Here is a 14,037-nt window from a genome sequence, read left to right on the forward strand (position 1 = left end):
CGCCGGCAATGGGCAAGGCAGGCCTGCGTCAATTTGGGTGTCCCGTCGTTGATCGTTGGCTATCTATAGCCGGGCGCAACGCCGGTGAATTTGACTTGGGTCAAATCCGGAGCCCTTTGCAGCGATGACGCAGAAACGCCCGGCGATGCGCTAGGCATGCCGGGCGTTCTGTCGGATTGAGATGTCTAGGACGCCGCCTCGTATTTGTTCAGAAATGCCAGGCTCAGATCAAGCCGGCCAGGATACCGACGCCCGATATGGCGGCAATGCCGCCTGCCGTACGCGTCACAAAAAGCCCCTGACGTTCACCGGCGCGGCCGATGAGGTAACCAAGCGTGAGGCCGGCGGCATGCAGCAGTGCGGTCGCGATCATGAAGCCGGCAGCATAGGCAGCACCGGCGGCATTTTCCGGCATTTCGGCACCATGTGCATGACCGTGGAAGATGGCGAAGAGGCCGATGATACCGAGTATTGCGGCGAGCGGCGCCTTGACATTGAGCGCGACGATGGCGCCGAGGACGACGACGGAAAGCGCGATGCCGGTTTCAACGAAGGGAATATTGACGCCGGTAGCGCCGAGGACACCACCAAGTGCCATCACCAAGACGAAGGTCGTCGGCACGAGCCAGGTGGCGCGGCCGCCCAGCTGAAATGCGAAAACACCGACCATCACCATGGCGAGGACATGATCGAGGCCAGAGATCGGATGGGCAAAGCCATGGCTGAAGCCGGCGGCTTCGCCGATGGCGGGATGGGCATAGGCGACGGCTGGAAGCGCTGCGGCAGCCAAGGCAAGCAGACCGCTCTTGAGTGCTGATTTCATTGCTCATTCCCTCGTGAGTTTTCGAATATCCTGCGGCCGCCGAACACAGGCGTGGTTCCAAGTCGCGTGCATCACGCTAGTTCAAAGAATTCTCGCCGTCAACGAAAATGCCGCGAAATACCAAGCCGATTCAATTGCTTATCTGATAGGCAGATGCCGCTTTCGATAGCGCCTCTCGGCGCCGAGCGTCCTCGTTTTTCAAAGTTCTTTTCCGCGAACTGGAAACGATCGCGCACAGCGGCTATCAATCGTCCGGCGGAGATGGCGCAAGCCGCCGCGGTGGAGGAGATGCCCATGACGAACACTGAACGGCCGCTGGCGATCAGCGCCCCCGAGCCGCGCACGCTCGACCTGATCTTCAGTAACAAGGCGCGCGCCGAACTGCATGCAAAATACGAGATCATCGAGGCCGACCCCGAGAATATCGCGGCCCTCGGCGACGAGATCCTCGGCAAGGCGCGCTACATCATCGGCCAGCCGCCGCTTTCGGCGGAAACGCTGGGACGGATGCCGGCCCTGCGCTCGATCCTCAATGTCGAAAGCAATCTTCTCAACAACATGCCCTATGAGGTGCTGTTCCAGCGCGGCATCCATGTCGTGACCACAGGCCAGGTCTTTGCCGAGCCGGTCGCCGAAATCGGTCTCGGTTTCGCGCTGGCCTTGGCGCGCGGCATCGTCGATGCGGATGTCGCCTTCCGCCAGGGCAACGAACTCTGGGGAGGGGAGGGCAATGCAAGCGCGCGGCTGCTCGCCGGCTCCGAGATCGGCATCGTCGGCTTCGGCGATCTCGGCAAGGCGCTGCGACGAGTGCTGTCCGGCTTCAGGGCCTGCATCCGGGTGTTCGATCCCTGGCTGCCGCAATCGATCCTCGAGGAAAACGGCGTCGAGCCGGCAAGCCTGGAGGACGTTCTGACGAAGAGCGATTTCATCTTCGTCGCCGCCGCCGTCACCAGCGAGAACAGGGGATTTCTCGGCGCGGAGGCCTTCGCCAGCATGCGCAAGGGCGCCGCCTTCATCCTGCTCAGCCGCGCCGATGTCGTCGATTTCGATGCGCTGATGGCGGCCGTCTCGTCAGGCCATATCGTCGCGGCGAGCGACGTCTACCCTGAAGAGCCGTTGCCGGCCGATCATCCGGTGCGGAGCCTGAAGGGCTTCATCCGCTCGGCGCATCGCGCCGGCGCACTCGACAGCGCCTTCAAGAAGATGGGCGAGATGGTGCTCGAAGACATGGACCTGATGGATCGCGGCCTGCCGCCGATGCGCTGCAAGCGGGCGGAACGCGAGACGGTTTCCCGCATGCGTTCCAAACCGGTCGCAGTGAATTAAAGAGAGTATCGGCTTTGCGCGCCGCATCACGCGGCGCGTTGCTCCGTGCCCTGGATCGCGGCGAGCTTCCAGTCGGCGCCCGGCTTGCGCACGAAGGTCCAGATCTCGACGCTTTCGCTCGGGCGGCGGTCGTCGCCGGAAACGACACGGCCGCTGTCGCGTTCGACCATGGCGTCGATCGAGGAGTAGCGCATGGCGAGCGTGGCAAATTCCTGCCCGTCCTCGCGCCAGGCTTCGGCAATGTCTCCCTGCAGCAGCTTGACGTCGGAAACGCGGTTGCGCACGCCGTTGGTGGCGTTTTCGCCGAGTTCCTCGGCAAGATAGGACATGGCCTCGGGCGTCGTCAGGCGCCGCAACGTGCCGTAATCTTCAGCGCCGTAGGCGGACTGAACGCTGGTCAACAGTTCCTCGAACTGATCGAGATCGGCCTGCGCCAGCCCGATCTCGTCGCTCGGGCGGTTGCCGCGCGAAGACGAAGCTGAACCGGCCCCCGAACCGATCGCCGGGATGTGGAAGGACGAATTGCCGGCAGGCGACATGCTATAGGATTGCTGGCCATAGGACTGTGGCGAGGATCGGCTCTGGCCGCCGACGCCGTAGGAAGGCTGGCGGCGATTGGCGAAATAACGCATGGCGAGCATGACGGCGCCGCCGATCAGCGCGATCTGCAGCAGCATGCCGAGAAAGCCGAAGCCGCCGCCGAAACCGTGACCGAGCAGCATGCCGAGAAGGCCGCCGGCAATCAGGCCGCCGATCATCGAACGGCCGAAGCCGCCGAAGAGACCGGGGCGCTGGGTACCGAAGGGTTGCTGCGCGGTCGCCGGTGCCGTGGTCGGTGGACGCGGCGTCATCGATCTTTCGATCGGTGCCGCAGTCCCGGGCGCGGTGCTGGTGACGGGCGGAGCCTGGAAGGTGCGCGTGCCGCGACTTCCGAAACCGCCGCTACCGGCGCGGCGCGCCTCGGCATCGTCGAGGGAAGCAAAAACGGTAGCGCTCGTCAGTGCGGCAATTGCCGCGATCTTGGCAAAACGCGAAACGGCACTCGGCATTCCTGATCTCCTGTCATGCACAATGACGGCATGTCGAGAGGTAATATAGGTAGTCTTTCCCCGGTGTGAAGTTCTTCGGCCAGTTTTACTGGCAGACATCGACCCAGCTGGCGCCGGTCAGCTCGGCCAGCCGTCCGGTTTCGATGCGCACGGCCGAATTCGTCGAGCCGGCCGCCGGCACGACTTCATCGAAACGTTTCAGCGAGATATCGCAATAGATGGGCAGCGGCGAGGGCAGGCCGAAAGGGCAGACGCCGCCGACCGGATGGCTGGTGACCGCCACCACCTCTTCGGCGTCGAGCATGCGCCCCTTGGCTCCGAAGGTGTCCTTGAACTTGCGATTGTCGAGCCTTGCCGTGCCGCCGGCAACGACCAGCATCATCTGCTCGCCGACGCGCAGGCAGATCGTCTTGGCGATCTGGGCCGGCTCGACGCCGTGGGCTTCGGCGGCAAGCGCCACCGTCGAGGAGCTCTCGGCGGTTTCGATGATTTCGATATCGGGTGCGTGGACGCTGAGAAAGGCGCGGACGGATTCGAGGCTCATGGCGGGACGTTAACGCAGGAAAAGCGCAATTTGAAGCGTAAAAGACGCCCGTCGAAAACCGCCGCTTGCAAGTCTTCCGGACATCGGCATAATAAATTTGCACACGTGCTCAATTTTGTCATTCGGCCGTTACGTTCAGTCCATAAAGCGGACATTGTCACGTTTTCGTGGGGTTTCGGAGCGGCCATCATCAGCAGTGCTGACCCGTCAAGAGGCTTCACACTGCTCTTCTAGGGAGACGAAGAAGATGACTATTCTGCCGAGCTTGAAATCCCTCACGATCGCGGCCACCATTCTGGCCTCGACCTCCGCTTTCGCCTTTGCCAAGGACGTTACCATCAGCGTCTGGGCCGGCGGTACCGGCCCGAACGACGTCTATCGCCTCGACGCCATCGAGATCGCGGCCCAGCAGTTGCAGCGCCAGGCCGCCCTCAAGGGCGAAGACCTGAAGATCACCGTCGACAAGAAATCCTACTCCGCCTGGGAGGACTTCAAGCAGGCGCTGACCCTTGCCGCGGAAGCCAAGACCGCGCCGAACATCGTCGTCAGCGGCCATGAAGACATCGCGCCCTGGTCGCAGGCCGGCCTTATCGTTCCGATCGAGGATTACGTCGATCTCGACTCCTGGCCGCTCAACGGCATCTATGAAAATCTGCTGCAGATAGCCTCCTACAACGGCACGGTCTACGGCATTCCGCAGGATGCCGAGTCTCGTCCGATGTTCTTCTGGAAGCCTTACATGAAGGCGATCGGCTACAGCGACGCCGATCTGGATGCGTTGCCGCAGAGCGTCCAGGACGGCAAGTACACCATGAAGAACCTGCTCGAAGACGCCAAGAAGATGCAGGACAAAGGCCTGGTCCAGGCCGGCTACGGTTTCTATCCGCGCGCCAGCAACGGACCCGACTACTGGCAGTTCTACACCAGCTTCGGCGGCACGATGGAAGAAGGCGGCAAGCTCGTTTTCGACAAGGCGGCAATGACCCGCACCTACCAGTTCTTCGCCGATGCCGTTAAATCAGGTGTCACCAAGAAGAACCACATCGGCATGCCGGGCGACCAGTGGTGGAAGGAAGTCGCCACCGGCAAGGCCGGCATCTGGGACGGCGGCACCTGGCACTATGCCCGCCTTGTCAACCAGGAAGGCCTCAAGGATTTCTTCGGCAATGTGATCTTCACGCTGATCCCGGCCGGCGAAGGCGGAAAGGCCAACACGCTGACTCACCCGCTCGTTTACCTGCTGACAGCGGGTCACGACAAGGAAGACACCGATATCGCCGCCCAGCTGATCACGATCGCCTCCGAGCCGCGCATCAACGCGCTGCATGCGGTCAAATCGGCCCATCTCGGCATTTCCGAGGCGGAATCGCAAGTCGATTTCTACTCGGCCGACCGCTGGACCCGCGAAGCCACCGAGCGCCTGCTGCCGCATGCCAATGCCATGCCGAACAATTCCGATTTCGGCAAATATTGGAACATCATGTGGAAGAACCTCGAGGCATCCTGGACCGGCGCCAAGACCGTCGACGCCGCCATTGGTGATGCCGAGAGCGAGCTGAAGAGCACGCTCGGCGACAAGATCGTCATCCGCTAAGATCGAAGCTCCGGGCGGCAGCACCCGCCGCCCGGTCGGTTCGCGATGAGGGGCTTCCATGAAATCGTCCAGAACGCTCGGACTGGTGATGATTGCGCCTGCGGCGATCATGATCGTCCTGTTCTTCCTGATGCCGGTCGTCCTGACGGCAGTCTTCTCGATGACCAGCATGACGACGGCGACCGGCATATCAGGCGGTGTCTACCAGATCGCGCCCAATTCCCTGATCGCGCTGAAATCGGCGCTGCCCGACATTGCCGCCGAGATGGCCGAACCGCGTTACACGGTCGACGAAGCTGGCCTCAAGGCCGTCGAGGGCCTCGGGCTTGCGCCTGGGATCTCGGCGGAATTGCGTGCCAAACATATGGGCGAGGTCTTTCCAGCACGCCGCGACGTCGAGCGCATGCTCAAGGATCTCGCCGAGCGGCCTTCGACGCGCGAGGTCAAGCAGATCTCCGAACAGTTCAACCGCTCCGTCCTCAACACTCGCTTCGACAGCAAGGAGCAGCTCTTTTCGGCGCTGGATTCTCTGGGTTTCAAGCTGACCCCGGAACAGAAGGAAACCGTCGCCACGGCCACCTATACCGGCTGGATCTGGACGACCGACAATTTCTCGCGCCTGGTCACTTCACCCGACATGGCGCGCGTGCTCTTGAATACCGTGCTCTATGTCGCGCTGGTGCTGACGCTTTTCAATGTCGGCTATGCGCTGCTGCTGGCGATCTGGACGCATTACATGCCGCCGACGCCAGCCTCGATCTTCCGCGGCATCTGGCTCCTGCCACGCATCACCCCCGTCGTCATCTATGTGATGCTGTGGAAATGGCTTGCCTGGGATACCGGCTTCATTTCCATCCTGATGGGCAAGTTCGGCTATCCCCCGAAGAACTACCTGCTCGACAACGCCTATAATGCCTGGATCTTCGTTGTGCTGATCAACGGCTTTATCGGCGCCTCGATGGGCATGCTGGTCTTCTCCTCGGCGATGAAAGCCATTCCGAAGAGCCAGTTCTATGCGAGCGAGGTCGACGGCGCCTCACGCTGGCAGCAGATCCGCTACATCATTCTGCCGCAGATGCGCTGGCCGATCCTCTTCGTCACCTGCTATCAGACGCTGTCGCTGCTCGCCTCCTTCAATGAAATCCTGCTAGCCACCAATGGCGGACCGGGCAACTCGACCGAGGTCTGGGCGCTGGCCGCCTATCACACCGCGCTCAGGAATTATGCCGGCAATCTCGAATATGGGCTGGGTGCCGCCATGGCGCTGGTGCTCGTCGTCATCGGCGTGGTGCTGTCGCTCCTCTATCTGCGAGTCTTCAACTACGGCACGCTTGTCGCCAAGCCCCTGATCGAGGATTGACCATGGCCGAACAATCGCAGCCCTCGGCAAATTACCGCAGCTGGCCCGTCATATCGGCACTGACAATCGTCAGCCTGCCGCTGCTCCTGATGTATGCCTATCTCTTCCTCGACACCGTGACGGTAAGGCAGCCGGATGCCTTGCTGCCCTCCGGCTTGACGCTCGAGCACTGGCGTTTCCTGTGGCAGACGACGGCGGGCAAGGCGAACATCTGGCAAGTGACGGTGAATACGCTGCTCTTTGCAGCCTGCACCACCAGCGTCGTGCTCATCGTCTCGTCGATGGCGGGCTATGTGCTATCGCGGCTAAACGTCCCGGCGCGCGGCTTCTTCCTTGCCGGCGTCATGGTGCTGCATGCCTTCCCCTCGGTGACGCTGATCATCGCCATCTTCATCGTGCTGCAGATGATCGGCCTCTACAATTCGCTGATCGGCGTCATCCTGGTAAAGGCGGCGATCGACCTGCCGCTCGGCATCTGGTTGATGAAAGGCTTCTACGACACCGTGCCGTGGGAAATCGAAATGGCCGGTGTCGTCGACGGCGCCTCGCGTTTCCGGGTCTGGCGCAGCCTTGTGCTGCCGCAAGTCAAGCCCGGCATCATGGCGCTCGGCTTGTTCTCCTTCCTCTCCGGCTGGGGTGAATTTATCCTGCCGCAGGTGCTGGCGCCTGGTAATCAGGTGCAGGTGCTGTCGGTCTATCTCGCCGGCTTCCTCGTCGACGACAACAATTACGATTTCAACATGTTCAAAGCGGTCGGCATCTTCTACTTCCTCCCGGTTCTGATCGCTTACGCACTCTTCAACAAATATCTCATGAACATCTACGGCGGCGGGAGCAAAGGCTGATGCGCATCCTCCTCGACAATTTTTCGAAGAGCTTCGGCTCCACCAAGGTCATCGAGAACATGCGGCTCGAAGTCGGCGACGGCGAGATGCTGGCGCTGCTCGGGCCTTCCGGCTGCGGCAAATCGACGACGCTTTTTGCTGTCTGCGGCATTCACCGGCCGACCGGCGGACGCATCCTCTTCGGTGACCGCGACGTCACCGATCTGCCGAGCCAAGCCCGCAATGTCGGCGTCGTCTTCCAATCCTATGCGCTCTACCCGCACATGACGGTTGCCGAAAACATCGGCTTTCCCCTGAAGGTGAAGGGCGTGTCCGCCGCCGAAATCCGAAAGGAGGTCGACCAGATCGCAGCCCTCGTGCAGATCGGCAACCTGATGGGGCGCCGGCCGGCCCAGCTTTCCGGCGGCCAGCAGCAGCGCGTGGCGCTCGCCCGCGCGCTGATCCGCAAACCCGACGTGCTGCTGCTCGACGAACCGCTCGCCAATCTCGACGCCAAGCTGCGCCTCGAAATGCGCTCGGAAATCCGCCGCCTGCAGCGCGAGACCGGCATCACCGCCATTCTCGTCACCCATGACCAGGTGGAGGCAATGAGCATGTGCGACCGCATCGCCATCATGAAGGAAGGCGAGATCGTTCAGATCGCCACGCCGGCCCAAATGTACAACGATCCGAAGACCGCCTTCGTCGCCGGCTTTCTCGGCAACCCGCCGATCACCTTCCTGCGCGGCGTCGTCGACAAGGGCGCATTCACGATCCCGGAAAGCGAGATCCGCGTGCCGCTGCCCGATACCATCGGCGCCGCCGAGGGTACGAAGCTGATGCTCGGCGTCCGGCCGGAGCATTTCACGCCGGCGGGCGACATCCCCGTGCCCGGCAAGATCACCTTCGCCGAAACGCAAGGCCGCGAGAACCTCTACGATGTGGCTCTTGCCGGCGGGCCGCTGCTGCGCTCCATCCAGCCGGTACGCAGCGATATCCATGTCGGCGACGACGTCCGCTGGGCGATCGACAGCCGCGGCATATTCGTCTTCGATGAACATGGCAGGAGGCTCTGATGACCCACGATTTTTCGGGATTTTTCGAGCGTTACGGCTGGCCAGCGGCCAAGGGCCTGCTTCCATTTTGCATCGGCCATCGTGGCGCCAGCGGCCATGAACCCGAGAACACGCTTGCCGCCTTTCGCCGCGCCGCCGAACTCGGCGCTGAGATGTGGGAGCTCGACACGCAGCTGACCAGCGACGGCGTGGTCGTCGTCTCGCATGACGATCATCTCGAGCGCGTCTTCGGCATCGACCGCCGCATTTCCGAAATGACGGCAGCGGAGCTTGCCGGGCTCGACGGTGTCGGCGTGCCGAGCTTTTCGGAGGTCGCCGCTCTCGGCCGCGAGACCGGGACCGGTCTCTATGTCGAGCTGAAAGCGCCTGGAACCGGCATGCGCTGCTGGCGGCATCTTGCCGAGATGAACCAGCGTTTCGCCTGTCTCGGCTCCTTCGACACGGCGCAGGTGCGCGAACTCCGTGACGCGGCTTGCGATTTTCCGCTCTCGGTGCTGATCCGCGTTGGCCACGATCCGCATGCGCTCGGCGACGAGGCCGGCGCCGATATCCTGCATCTCTGCTGGGAGAGGGCAGGCGAGCGTCCGCAGGATCTGGTCACCGAGGCGCTGATGAACCGCGCCTTCGAGGCGGGCCGCGAGATCGTGCTCTGGCACGAGGAGCGACCGGCCATTCTCGACGACATCATGAAGCTTCCCGTTCTCGGCATCTGCACGGATCTGCCCGATCTGATGCGGTCGCCTGCGGTTAAGGAAAAAGCAGTTGGCAGACAGGGATAAGGGACCGCGCAAGGTAACCTCCTTCGATGTGGCGCGTGTGGCCGGCGTCTCGCGCGCCGCCGTGTCGCGCGCCTTCACGCCGGATGCCAGCGTCTCGCCGAAGACGCGCGAGAAAGTCTACCAGGCCGCCAAGGAACTCGGCTACCGGGTGAACTATCTTGCTCGAAGCCTGACCAACAAACGCTCCGATCTCGTCGGCGTTGTCGCTGCCGGCCTCGACAACCCGTTCCGCACGCTACAGATCGAGAATCTCGCAAGAGTGCTGCTCGCCCGTAATTTTCGTCCCATCCTGCTGCCGACCTCGCCGGAGGCCGATACTTCGACGGTCATCGGTCAGCTGCTGCATTACGCCGTGTCAGGCGTCATCGTCACCTCGGACGCACCGCCGACCGAGATCTGCGAGCAGTGCGCGGCCGAAGGCGTGCCGATCGTGCTCATCAACAAGGGCAACGACATCCCCTTCGTCGACCGCATCATTTCCGACGACCGGATGGCCGGCCATCTAGCCGCCACCCAGCTGATCGACAGCGGCGTGCGAAAGCCCGCCGTGATGGCCGCACCTGCCGTATCCTATACGGCGCGACGGCGCAGCGAGGCCTTCATCGCGCGTTGCAGGCAGCTCGGCGTCGAGGCGCAATTCCTGCAGGTAAGGATCAACAACTACCGGAGCGGTTATGATGCGGCAGCCGAACTTGCCGCATCGGGCATCGACGGACTGTTCTGCGCCAACGACTACATGGCCTGCGGCGTGATCGACCGCGTCATGCAGGGCCGCGGCCGCGATGACGCTCCGCCGCTCCGCATCATCGGCCATGACGACATTCCGCAAGCGAGCTGGACCGCTTACGATCTCACGACCATCCGCCAGCCCTGCGACGTCCAGGCCGAAAAGACGGTCGATCTGCTGATGAGCCGGATGGCCGAGCCGGACCTGACGGCGCGTGTCGAATTCACGCCGGTGACATTGATCAGAAGAAGGACTGCCTGATGAATTCCGCATTCGATGCCGCCGCCATCCGCGCTCGGGCGGAGGTCGCCATGTCAGTTGCCCTTGAGGTCGGACGGGAAGCGGCCCGGTTTCGGCGCGACTCTGACCCCGGCATTCTCGCCGTCGAGAACAAGGGATTGCAGGATTTCGTCACCATCGCCGACAGAAAGGCCGAGCAGGCAATCCGCGACGGGCTGTTGTCGCGCTTTCCGGACGATACTTTCATGGGCGAAGAGAGCGGCGGACGATCGGGCGAGGGCGGCACCTGGGTCGTCGATCCGATCGACGGCACCACCAATTATATCAGGGGTTTCCGGCACTGGGGCGTATCGATCGCCTTCGTCGTCTCGGGAAAGGTTGAGATCGGCGTGGTCTATGACGCCGCCGCCGACAAGGTCGTTCACGCCGTGCGCGGCGGCGGCGCCTTCAAGGACGGGCTTCCGGTGCACGCGGCTGCGACCGTTGATCCGGCCAATGCGCTGGTCATTCTCGGTCATTCCCGCAAGACGAGCTTTGAAGACCATCTCGCGCTTTCGCGGCGGCTCCACGAACGCGGCATGGATTATCGCCGCATGGGCGCGGCCGCGATCGACCTCGTCCGCGTCGCCGAGGGCGCTGCCGATCTCTATTACGAACGCCACCTCAATGCCTGGGACATGCTCGCCGGCGCGCTGATCGCCGAAGAGGCCGGCGCTGTGGTGGCGATGCCGCCGGTCGACAGGCTGCTTGCGCAAGGCGGGCCTGTCATAGCCCACGCGCCGGGGCTTGCCGGCGAATTCGCCTTCATCCTCGACATTGAAGGACTATAAATAGCCATTCCCAAAGAGGCGACCCGCCCGATTTGGCGTAACTGCGACCTTGACCCGAAAGCTGCGGAAACGCCGGTTAGGCAACCACGCGATTGCGGCCGCTCTTTTTCGCCGCATAGAGATTCTGATCGGCGATCGCCAGGATCTCGTTCGGAGAATTGGCAGACAGGGTGCCGGCGACACCGATGCTGATCGTAATGTGCAACCCGTTGCAGATCTCGGACCAGGCCCACTGTTCAACGGCCAAACGCAGCCGCTCGCAGACATCGGCGGCGCCCCGGGGAGCGCCGGCGAGCAGGACGACGAATTCCTCGCCGCCAAAGCGAATTGCCTGATCGGTAATGCGCAGTTGGCCGCGCAATATGGTGCCAATGGCACTGAGGACCTGGTCGCCGATCATGTGAGAGAAGTTGTCGTTGACCGACTTGAAGTGATCAACATCCAGCATAGCGATGGAATATGGGCGCTTCTCGGACGTCAGCTCTTTGAAACGGCTGTCGAGATATTTGCGGTTATAGAGGCCGGTCAGCGGGTCCACATAGACGGCACTGGCAAGGATATCGGTTTGCTCCTGCAGCTTCTGATAGGAGGCCTCCAGCGTTTCTGCGCGCTTCGTCTCCGTTTCGGCAACTTCCTTGAACCGCTTGGTTTCATAGTAGATTTCGGCAAGGCGGGCGCGCTGCTGGGTTCTCTCGGCGCTATTGCGCAAATAGGCTTGGTGATATTTTTTATGGGCCGCCAGCGCCGGATCGAACTGTCCCAGCCCCTCATAGGCTTGCGACAGATGAAGATAGATCTGGATATAGGAATCGAAACTGCCGCCATCGTCTATCAGCTCCACCGCCGCGAGCAGCGGCGCTAGAGCTTCCGCGAATTTGCCGGAATTGTTGTAGATCTGGCCCAAGGTGTAGAGATATTGCTGCCTGTCCCTGACATAGCTGTTCTCCTGCAACAGCCGGTAGCGGACCATGCACTGGAGCGCCTTGTCATGCTCGCCCAGGTGGCTGTGGAACTCGGCTTTGTTGCCGAGACAGATGCGGGCAGCCCAGCGATCGCCAGTCTCGGTTGCGATGTCGAGCGCCTGTTCGGTCAGTTCCAGCGCTCTCACCAGCATCTGGTGGCCTTGCTCCGGCTGATCGAGCGCCTGCGCGATATATCCGGCTTCCGAATGAGCGCCGCCGAGATTGATGAGCCACCAGCATTCATAGGTCTTGTCGCCGATCGATCTGGCGAGTTCGACAGACCTCTCGCTCATCAGGATGGCCCGGTCGGGCTGCTTGTTGTACCAGAAGATAATTCCAATGACGTTGGTGGCCAGGCTTTGCGCTTTCGGGTCTGCTGTCTTGTCGGCCAGATCCAACGCGTGCGTGGCTTCTTCGATCGCTTCCTCCGGCAGGCCCAATTCCAGCAGCAGCCATCCGAAATAGGCCCGGGCATAGGCTTCCTGCCTGGGCTCCCCGTTCGTTTTCCAGAAGTCTACCGCCCGGCGGACATGCGTCAGGCCAAGTTCGGCCTTGCCGATCTGAAAACAGTACCAGCCAATGTCGGTGTCGCATTGAGCTGCGAGCCGATCGTCGCCCCGCGCCGTGGCATCCGCAAGGATCTGGCCGGCCAGTGTGAGTGCCTCGACGGAGCGGCCTGTGCACCCAAGATGCCACGCTTCCTGCAAGCTGGAATTTGCTTGTTGCGCAATTGCTTTAGTATCAACAACTTGCATATCGAACACCAACATTTGTCTGCTGGATATGGATAGCATCAGAAGTTTAAAATGATGCAAATTACGCAAAACATGCGACAGGCCGAGAAATAGAGTCCCGACAGCGGCTCACACCTTTCGAAATGATACTCCGATGCTTGTCGTTAGACTGCCATGCGGCGGCGCCAGGCGCGTTCGGTCGCCGGTGCCTCGTCGGTGGTGATCTGATCCGGCTTCAGGGCCATCAGCGCCGAGAAATTCAACCATTCCTCTTCGCTGAAACCAGCCTCCGGATCCTTCAGGGTGAAGGTCCAGGCATCGACGCGTTTGCCTTGATCCTGGCAGAGCGCGATCATGTCGAGACCGTCCCTGGCGGCGTCCAGGATCAGTGACCACTGCAAATAAATCGTGTCCGGTTCGGTCGGGCCGCGCAGGTCGGCGCGCAATTCCGCCTCGACAGCCTTCCAGCCGCGAGCCTTGCTGATATCGTAGAGCTTGTCGGTGGGGTCGATCCCGCGCAGCAGATGCGGAAGCTTCTCCTTGACCGCGACGATGAGATCGAGACTGCCGCCGCTAACGATCACCGAGGCGGCGATATGGCGGAAATGCGCGGCAAGATGCTCAATGCCCCTGGCGCCGATCGCCTCGTAGTCGTCCTTCATGTCGAATTGCAGCAGCGCGGCCGGATGGGCGGATTGCAGCATGGCAGCGAGATCTTCGCTGAGGATCAGCGGCCGGTCGCCCTCCTGCATCCTGATATCGCCGAGGTCACCAAGGCTTTTTTCGGCGATCGGTCCATGCCCGGTCGTTTCGCCTTCGAGGTCCTCGTCGTGCAGCACGACGAAACCGCTATCGGCGCGCACGCGCAGATCGAGCTCCATCGAAGCGCCGGCGGCAAATCCTTCCGCCATAACCTCGGCTGAGAACAGCGGATCGGCAAACCGTTTGCGCAACCTATGCCATTTCAGGCGGGTGCGGTGCCCCTCATGCGAAATCTCCAGGCCCTGCGCATCCAGCAATCTCGTCATCTGCACCAAGTCTCCACGATGCCTCTCTCCTGCCTTGGCGAGCGACGATTATCAAGGACTGAATACGGCTTTATCGGGATGCCGGAGGGTTTTTGCCGGGCCAAGCGTAAGCCGGGCGGCGGCCTTGTGGTCATCGACATG

The 14,037-nt window shown here is 62.0% G+C and carries 14 protein-coding genes; 8 read left to right on the forward strand and 6 right to left on the reverse strand.

Features of this window, described 5'->3' with window-relative positions:
• Positions 1–223: 223 nt before the first annotated feature.
• Positions 224–823 (reverse strand): HupE/UreJ family protein, encoded by a 600-nt coding sequence (locus ACMUVN_RS12350; protein WP_097594803.1) that lies wholly within the window; start codon positions 821–823, stop codon positions 224–226.
• Between the two features lie 98 nt (positions 824–921).
• Positions 922–1,119 (reverse strand): hypothetical protein, encoded by a 198-nt coding sequence (locus tag ACMUVN_RS12355; protein ID WP_143541334.1) that lies wholly within the window; start codon positions 1,117–1,119, stop codon positions 922–924.
• Here ACMUVN_RS12355 and ACMUVN_RS12360 point away from each other — a divergent pair.
• Complete coding sequence (locus tag ACMUVN_RS12360) at positions 1,118–2,149, forward strand: hydroxyacid dehydrogenase (RefSeq protein WP_097594901.1); 1,032 nt, start codon at positions 1,118–1,120, stop codon at positions 2,147–2,149. The genes ACMUVN_RS12355 and ACMUVN_RS12360 overlap by 2 nt on opposite strands.
• Positions 2,150–2,175: 26 nt before the next feature.
• On the opposite strand, the gene ACMUVN_RS12365 is transcribed toward ACMUVN_RS12360, so the two are convergent.
• Positions 2,176–3,198, reverse strand: coding sequence for a Tim44 domain-containing protein (locus ACMUVN_RS12365; protein ID WP_414815145.1), 1,023 nt, complete (start codon positions 3,196–3,198; stop codon positions 2,176–2,178).
• Between the two features lie 85 nt (positions 3,199–3,283).
• Entirely contained in the window at positions 3,284–3,742 is a 459-nt protein-coding gene (locus tag ACMUVN_RS12370) for a YbaK/EbsC family protein (protein ID WP_047613092.1), read from the reverse strand.
• A gap of 247 nt (positions 3,743–3,989) precedes the next feature.
• Here ACMUVN_RS12370 and ACMUVN_RS12375 point away from each other — a divergent pair, with 247 nt between their 5' ends.
• Genes ACMUVN_RS12375 through ACMUVN_RS12405 form a run of 7 tightly spaced genes read left to right on the forward strand, consistent with a single transcriptional unit; the run spans position 3,990 to position 11,172 of the window.
• Positions 3,990–5,336 carry an extracellular solute-binding protein gene (locus ACMUVN_RS12375; protein WP_063476091.1) on the forward strand — a complete coding sequence of 449 codons (1,347 nt, stop codon included), beginning with the start codon at positions 3,990–3,992 and terminating at the stop codon, positions 5,334–5,336.
• A 58-nt stretch (positions 5,337–5,394) separates the two neighbouring features.
• Positions 5,395–6,696 carry a carbohydrate ABC transporter permease gene (locus tag ACMUVN_RS12380; RefSeq protein WP_097622789.1) on the forward strand — a complete coding sequence of 434 codons (1,302 nt, stop codon included), beginning with the start codon at positions 5,395–5,397 and terminating at the stop codon, positions 6,694–6,696.
• 2 nt (positions 6,697–6,698) lie between these two features.
• Positions 6,699–7,541 (forward strand): carbohydrate ABC transporter permease, encoded by an 843-nt coding sequence (locus tag ACMUVN_RS12385; protein ID WP_047613097.1) that lies wholly within the window; start codon positions 6,699–6,701, stop codon positions 7,539–7,541.
• The gene (locus ACMUVN_RS12390; RefSeq protein WP_047613098.1) at positions 7,541–8,596 is read left to right on the forward strand and encodes an ABC transporter ATP-binding protein; all 1,056 of its coding nucleotides are present in this window, start codon (positions 7,541–7,543) and stop codon (positions 8,594–8,596) included. Before ACMUVN_RS12385 ends, ACMUVN_RS12390 begins: the two co-directional genes overlap by 1 nt.
• A complete protein-coding gene (locus tag ACMUVN_RS12395) occupies positions 8,596–9,375 on the forward strand; it encodes a glycerophosphodiester phosphodiesterase (RefSeq protein ID WP_047613099.1) in 780 nt (259 codons plus the stop codon). The genes ACMUVN_RS12390 and ACMUVN_RS12395 overlap by 1 nt, the downstream gene beginning before the upstream one ends.
• Complete coding sequence (locus ACMUVN_RS12400; protein WP_047613100.1) at positions 9,359–10,363, forward strand: LacI family DNA-binding transcriptional regulator; 1,005 nt, start codon at positions 9,359–9,361, stop codon at positions 10,361–10,363. The genes ACMUVN_RS12395 and ACMUVN_RS12400 overlap by 17 nt, the downstream gene beginning before the upstream one ends.
• On the forward strand, positions 10,363–11,172 hold the full coding sequence (locus tag ACMUVN_RS12405) for an inositol monophosphatase family protein (RefSeq protein WP_047613101.1): 810 nt from the start codon (positions 10,363–10,365) through the stop codon (positions 11,170–11,172). Before ACMUVN_RS12400 ends, ACMUVN_RS12405 begins: the two co-directional genes overlap by 1 nt.
• A 76-nt stretch (positions 11,173–11,248) precedes the next feature.
• Here the strand turns inward: ACMUVN_RS12405 and ACMUVN_RS12410 are convergent, their stop codons facing one another.
• Both ACMUVN_RS12410 and ACMUVN_RS12415 read right to left on the reverse strand, forming a co-directional pair.
• Positions 11,249–12,904, reverse strand: a complete 1,656-nt coding sequence (locus tag ACMUVN_RS12410; protein WP_097594800.1) for a GGDEF domain-containing protein — start codon at positions 12,902–12,904, stop codon at positions 11,249–11,251.
• Positions 12,905–13,032: 128 nt separating this feature from the next.
• Positions 13,033–13,896, reverse strand: a complete 864-nt coding sequence (locus tag ACMUVN_RS12415) for a glycerophosphodiester phosphodiesterase (protein ID WP_179867839.1) — start codon at positions 13,894–13,896, stop codon at positions 13,033–13,035.
• Between the last annotated feature and the right edge of the window lie 141 nt (positions 13,897–14,037).

Source organism: Rhizobium sp. IY2 (assembly GCF_047532935.1).
In the GTDB taxonomy this organism is placed as follows: Bacteria; Pseudomonadota; Alphaproteobacteria; order Rhizobiales; family Rhizobiaceae; genus Rhizobium; species Rhizobium anhuiense.

Excerpts from the sequence above, each read along its gene's own strand:
- ACMUVN_RS12370 (WP_047613092.1), bottom strand. The coding sequence starts at position 3,742 with ATGAGCCTCGAATCCGTCCGCGCCTTTCTCAGCGTCCACGCACCCGAT.
- ACMUVN_RS12415 (WP_179867839.1), bottom strand. The coding sequence starts at position 13,896 with ATGACGAGATTGCTGGATGCGCAGGGCCTGGAGATTTCGCATGAGGGG.
- ACMUVN_RS12410 (WP_097594800.1), bottom strand. The coding sequence starts at position 12,904 with ATGTTGGTGTTCGATATGCAAGTTGTTGATACTAAAGCAATTGCGCAA.
- ACMUVN_RS12365 (WP_414815145.1), bottom strand. The coding sequence starts at position 3,198 with ATGCCGAGTGCCGTTTCGCGTTTTGCCAAGATCGCGGCAATTGCCGCA.
- ACMUVN_RS12360 (WP_097594901.1), top strand. The coding sequence starts at position 1,118 with ATGACGAACACTGAACGGCCGCTGGCGATCAGCGCCCCCGAGCCGCGC.
- ACMUVN_RS12375 (WP_063476091.1), top strand. The coding sequence starts at position 3,990 with ATGACTATTCTGCCGAGCTTGAAATCCCTCACGATCGCGGCCACCATT.
- ACMUVN_RS12380 (WP_097622789.1), top strand. The coding sequence starts at position 5,395 with ATGAAATCGTCCAGAACGCTCGGACTGGTGATGATTGCGCCTGCGGCG.
- ACMUVN_RS12385 (WP_047613097.1), top strand. The coding sequence starts at position 6,699 with ATGGCCGAACAATCGCAGCCCTCGGCAAATTACCGCAGCTGGCCCGTC.
- ACMUVN_RS12395 (WP_047613099.1), top strand. The coding sequence starts at position 8,596 with ATGACCCACGATTTTTCGGGATTTTTCGAGCGTTACGGCTGGCCAGCG.
- ACMUVN_RS12390 (WP_047613098.1), top strand. The coding sequence starts at position 7,541 with ATGCGCATCCTCCTCGACAATTTTTCGAAGAGCTTCGGCTCCACCAAG.
- ACMUVN_RS12355 (WP_143541334.1), bottom strand. The coding sequence starts at position 1,119 with ATGGGCATCTCCTCCACCGCGGCGGCTTGCGCCATCTCCGCCGGACGA.
- ACMUVN_RS12350 (WP_097594803.1), bottom strand. The coding sequence starts at position 823 with ATGAAATCAGCACTCAAGAGCGGTCTGCTTGCCTTGGCTGCCGCAGCG.
- ACMUVN_RS12405 (WP_047613101.1), top strand. The coding sequence starts at position 10,363 with ATGAATTCCGCATTCGATGCCGCCGCCATCCGCGCTCGGGCGGAGGTC.